General features: G+C 73.6%; 2 protein-coding genes. One reads left to right on the forward strand and one right to left on the reverse strand.

Annotated elements, in window-relative coordinates:
* Positions 1–4,403, reverse strand: a 4,403-nt coding sequence (locus G3I40_RS00680; protein WP_164300182.1) for a beta-ketoacyl synthase N-terminal-like domain-containing protein, incomplete at its 3' end; no start/stop codon positions are given.
* 178 nt (positions 4,404–4,581) lie between these two features.
* On the opposite strand from G3I40_RS00680, the gene G3I40_RS00685 reads away from it, so the two are divergent.
* Positions 4,582–5,387 (forward strand): MaoC/PaaZ C-terminal domain-containing protein (locus G3I40_RS00685; protein ID WP_343244782.1); only part of this gene is annotated, 806 nt, incomplete at its 3' end.

The raw sequence follows: 5,387 nt of genomic DNA on the forward strand, positions 1-5,387 counted from the left end.
GGCACGAGGCGGGCCTGCGCGGGGGCGGCGCGGCGCGCGGCGGGGGCGGGCGGCGCGGAGAGCACGACGTGCGCGTTGGTGCCGCCGAAGCCGAACGAGCTGATCCCGGCGACGAGTTCGCCGTCGTCGTCCCAGGGCACCGTCTTGTGCAGCACCTCGAAGGGGGTGTCCTCCAGGGTGATGCCGGGATTGAGTTCCTGGAAGTGCAGGTTGGCCGGCAGGGTCCGGTGCTCGAACGCCTTGATCACCTTGGTCACGGAGGCGATGCCGGCGGCGGGCTCCAGGTGCCCGATGTGCGACTTGACCGCGCCGAGGCGCACGCGGCGCCCGGTGGCGTCCGGTACCAGGTGCTCCCAGGCCCGCTTCAGCGCGTCGACCTCGATCGCGTCGCCCAGCACCGTCCCGGTCCCGTGGGTCTCGATGTAGCCGGTGCGGGCGGCGAGTTCGGGCGTGTAGGCGTCCAGGAGGAGGCTGTACTGGGCGTTGGGGTTCGGAGCGGTCAGCGAGTTGGCGCGGCCGCCGTGGTTCTCCACGGCGCTCTCGACGACCGCGCGGATGTCGTCGCCGTCGGCGAGCGCGTCCTCCAGCCGCTTGACCAGGAAGGTTCCGTACCCTTCCCCGCGAACGTAGCCGTTGGCCGCGGCGTCGAAGGCCGCACAGCGGTGGTCCGGGGAGAGGAACCGCGCCGCGTGGAGCCCCTCGTTGATCTGGGTGTCCAGGATGAGGTTGACGCCGCCGACGACGGCCGCGTCGCAGGCCCCTGCGCGCAGGTCGCGGCAGGCCTTGACCAGCGCCACCAGCGATCCGGAGCAGGCGGTGTCGAGGACCGTGGAGGGGCCGTGCCAGTCGAACCAGGACGAGATGCGGTTGGCGATGAGGCTCAGGGAGTGCCCCACCAGTGAGTAGGGGATCTGCCGTGCGTCGGCCCTGGCCTGCAGCAGCGCGTAGTCGTTGCCGGTGGCCGCCATGTAGCAGCCGGTGCGCGAGCCGCTCAGCTCGGAGGGCGCGTACCCGGCGTCCTCCAGCGTGTGCCACACGGACTGCAGCAGCAGCCGCTGGCGCGGGTCCATCCAGCTCGCCTCCCTCGGCGAGATGGAGAAGAACCGCGCGTCGAACCCCTTGACCCCGGGCAGGAACCCGGCGAACTCACCGGGGAGCCGACGGTCGTCGCTCGCCGGCCCGACGCAGTCCCTGCCGTCGAGCAGGGTCTGCCAGAACGTCTCGGGGTCGGGGCCGCCGGGCAGCACCGACGCGAGGCCGACGATGGCCAGGCGGCCGTCGGCGGCGGGGCGCCGTGGCGCCGGCGCGGGCCGGGGGCCCTGCTGCTGCTTCGGTTCCGCGGCACGGCCTTCGGTCAGCCGTGCCACGTTCTCCGCGACGACGCGCAGCGTGTTCATGCGGTAGAAGTCGTGGGCGTGGACGACGATCCCGTACCGCTCGCTGATCCGTGCGGCGAGGACGTTGTAGCCGAGCGAGGTGACGCCCTGGTAGCCCAGGGGCCGGTCGACGTCCGGTGCCGGCAGGCCGAGTTCACCGGCGACGAGGTCGCGCAGTTCGCCGAGGAGGTCCTGTCCGTCCGGCCCGCCGGTGTCCGTGGCGGGCCGCCTCACCTCGGGGACCGGCGCGGGCGCCTCGTCCTGCGGGTACAGGCCGAGCGCGGACAGCGGGGCCTCGCTGAGCTTCTTGACGTCGGTCTTGCCGTTGGCCGTCAGCGGGATCTCGGTCAGCCGGTGCACGGCCTGCGGGACCATGTAGTACGGCAGCGTCTCGCGGCACCGCTCGCGCACCGCCGCGGCGTCGAAGGGCTCGGTGGCGGGCAGCCGCACGAAGCAGCGCAGGTGCGGCTCGGGCTCCGGCCGCACGACGGCGACCACGGTCGCGGCGGGGGCCTGGGCGGCCACCGCGGCGGCCACCTCGCCGAGTTCGATCCGGTGGCCGTTGACCTTGCGCTGGCCGTCCTTGCGGGACACGTACGTGAGGTGCGACGGGCCCTCGTGGCGTACGAGGTCGCCGGTCCGGTACGACGGAGTGCCGTCGGGCAGCGTGCCGAAGGCCGTCGCCGGGGCGTTCAGGTATCCGAGGGCCACGCAGTCACCGGCGATCATCAGTTCGCCGCGCATGCCGGGGGCCACGGACCGCCCGTCGGCGTCCACCACGTAGTAGCGGGTGCCGAGCGCGGGCTCTCCCAGGTGGATGCGGTCGGCGTCGGTGACGCGCTGCCAGCTCGCCCAGATGGTCGCCTCAGTCGGGCCGTACATGTTGTAGACGGCGGCGTCCTGGCTCAGCAGGTACTGGGCGAGGTCGCGGTCCAGGGCCTCCCCGCCGCACAGCAGGGTCATGGGGCGCCGGGCCCGCCAGCCGACGGACTTCAGGATGCGCCAGGTCGACGGCGTGGCCTGCACGACGCTCGCCCCCGACGCGTCGATGCGTTCGGCCAGCAGGGTCGCGCTGGTCCTGGCGTCCTCGGACAGCACCTGGACGGTCGCGCCGCACAGCAGCGGCAGCAGGATCTCCAGGAGCGAGATGTCGAAGCCGATCGGGGTCAGCGCCACAATCCGGTCGTCCGGGCCCATCCCGGGGTCCTGGCGCACGGAGTCCAGGAAGTTGGCGAGGTTGCCCTCGCTGACCGCGACGCCCTTGGGGGTGCCGGTCGATCCGGAGGTGAACAGCACGTACGCGGTGCGGCCGGCGTCGCCGGGACCCGCCGGCCAGGCCTGCCGCGCCGGCGGGGAAACGGACCGCGCGCCGTCCACGTCCCGCGTGGGTGTGCCGGGGAACAGCCGGGCCGCCCGTTCCCGGGTCGCCGCGTCCACCAGGACGACGCCGAGGCCGGCGGTCTCGGCCATGTACGTGAGGCGACCGTCCGGCAGATGGGGGTCGAGCGGTACGAACGTACGGCGCAGGGCCAGCGCGGTCAGGTACGCGACGGGGATCGCGGCCGACCGCTCCAGGAAGACGCCGACCGGACGGGTGTCGTCGGCGGCCAGGTCATCGCCCAACCGGTGCGCTGCGTCAAGGAGTTCGCCGTAGGTGAGCGACCGGTGCTCGTCGACGACGGCCACCCGGTCCGGGTCCGCTGCCGCGGCCTCGACGAGTGCCGCGCCCAGCCCCGGGCCGCTCGCGGCCGTCCCGGCGGCCCCTTCGGCCACGGGCTCCAGCGGGCGCGACAGGTCGCACTGCGCGGGCGGGCGCTGCGGCTCGGCCGTCATGAAACGGGCCAGGCGCAGGAAGTTGGTCGCCAGCGCCGACAGGGCCTCGGGCGACAGCACGCGTGTGGAGGAGTCGAAGGAGAAGTGGAAGCCCTGCGCGTCGGCGCTGAAGTTGACGCTCAGCTCGCTCGAACTGCCCGTGTCGGGCTTGCGGATCCAGGAGGCGTCCACCCCGGCCAGCTCCGGCAGCGCGGTGGGCAGCATCGCGGATGAGGAGTTGACGACGAGGTTGAGCACGCTGCCGCCGTGGTCCGCGGCCGGGCTCTGTCCGGCGGCGGCAAGGGCCAGCAGGTCGGAGGTCGGGAATCCCTGGTGGTCGCGCAACTCCTCGCGGCGCGTGCGCACGTGCTCGAACAGCGCCAGCGCGGACGGCTGCGCCGCGACGTCCAGCCACAGCGGCAGCAGATTGGTGTGGCAGCCGTACGGGTCGCCGTACGTCCGCGTGTCCACGGTGTGCGCGACCACGACGTCGCGGTCGTCGTCGCCGTACGCGTGCACGAGGGCGCCGGTGACGCCCACCACCAGCTGGAGCGGGCTCAGCTCGTGCAGGCGCAGGAACCGCTGGATGTCCTCGGCCGGTGCGCCGGTGATCGTCTCCTTGACCACGATCCGGCGGTCGTCCCCGCGCGGCGCGGCGGCGCCGGAGGCCAGCGGCTGGTGCAGGCGGCGGCCCGCGAGCGCCGACCGCCAATAGGCCGCGTCCCGGGCGGCGTCGGACCGGGGGGTCGTGGCGAACGACCGTTCAAGGACCGGGGTTTCTCCCCGCCAGCAGGCGGCGAGGGCAGCGAGGAACGGCGCGTAGCAGCCGCCGTCGAACACCACGTGGCTGAAGTCCAGGCGCAGCAGCAGCGTGTTCCCGGATTCCCGCCAGTAGCGGAAACGGAAGAGTTCCTGGCCGGTGGGGTCGATGCCACCGGAGTCGAGGAGTGCGTCCCGGCGCTCGCAGCGCCGCAGAATCCGCCGGGGAACGGGGCGGGTTCTCGCCACCAGTTCCCCGCCGACCTCGGTGAAGTAGCTGAGAAGGCGCGGAAATGCGGTCGAGACCACTTTCCGCAGTGCGTCGTCGAGACGGTCGGTGTCGATGTCCCCGGTCAGCGCGTACACGTAGCCGACGGTGAGTCCCGGGTCATCGGGATTCCGCTGATGCCGATTCCACTGAAAGCGCTCGTAGGCGCTTGCCTGACGCTCCGTCATGCACACAGACCTTTCAACCGCCCGGGTCACCCGAACAATTGGTACTCGGGTCGAATCCACCTGCACTCGAATCACGGTCGACCGCGCAGGACAGCGCCCCCCGCGGGGTGTTCCACTGCTCGCACACCGCAATCGGACGCCGCCGCCCCGGTGCGGCGCGCTCATCGGAGGGGGACACGTGCTGCTCTCGGAAGACGACGTGGCGCTGTTCGCGCGGGTCAGCGGCGACCGGAACGCGCTGCACTGCTCACCCGCCCACGCCCGCCGCACGCCCTTCGGCCGGACCGTCGCCCACGGCGTCCTCGCCGCCCTGGCGACGCTGGACGAACAGGCCGCCGACGGCTCCGCCCCGCACCCTGAGGGTGTCTCGGCCGTCGAGGCCGACTTCGGCAACCCGGTGTTCCCCGGGGTGCCGTACCGCTCCGAGGCGCTGGGCGCGGCCCGCTCCGGCGCCGGTCACCGGCTGCGCGACGGGGACCGCACCTGTCTGACCGTGCGGGTCCGCCCCGGCACACCGCCCGCCCTGGAGCCGCTGCCCGTCCCGCCGGCCCCGGCCGCCCATCGGCACACGGTCGCGGACCTGCCGCCGGGCACCGAGGTCCTCGGCACGTACGGCCCGGAGGGGATGGACGCGCTGCGGGAGCGGTTCCCGGCGGCCGCGCGGATGCTCGGCACGACCCCGCTGGCCTGCCTGTTGTGGGCGAGCTACGTGGCCGGGATGCGCCTGCCGGGAGAGAACTGCCTGCTCGGCCGGGTGGCGCTGCGCTTCCACCCGGTCGTCGCGCCCGGGCCCGTGCACCTGGCGTACACCGCCCGCGTGGTCCACGCCGACCAGCGCTTCGGGCTCGTCTCGCTCGTCGGGGAGATCACGGCGGACGGCGCGGTGGTCGCCGAGGCCGAGATCGAGGCGATGGTCCGCACCCCCGCTCCCCCGGCCGACCCGGCCGCGCTGCGCGCGCACTTGAGCCCGTCGACCCGGCTGGC

The organism is Streptomyces sp. SID14478, assembly GCF_010548525.1.
Lineage (GTDB): Bacteria > Actinomycetota > Actinomycetes > Streptomycetales > Streptomycetaceae > Streptomyces.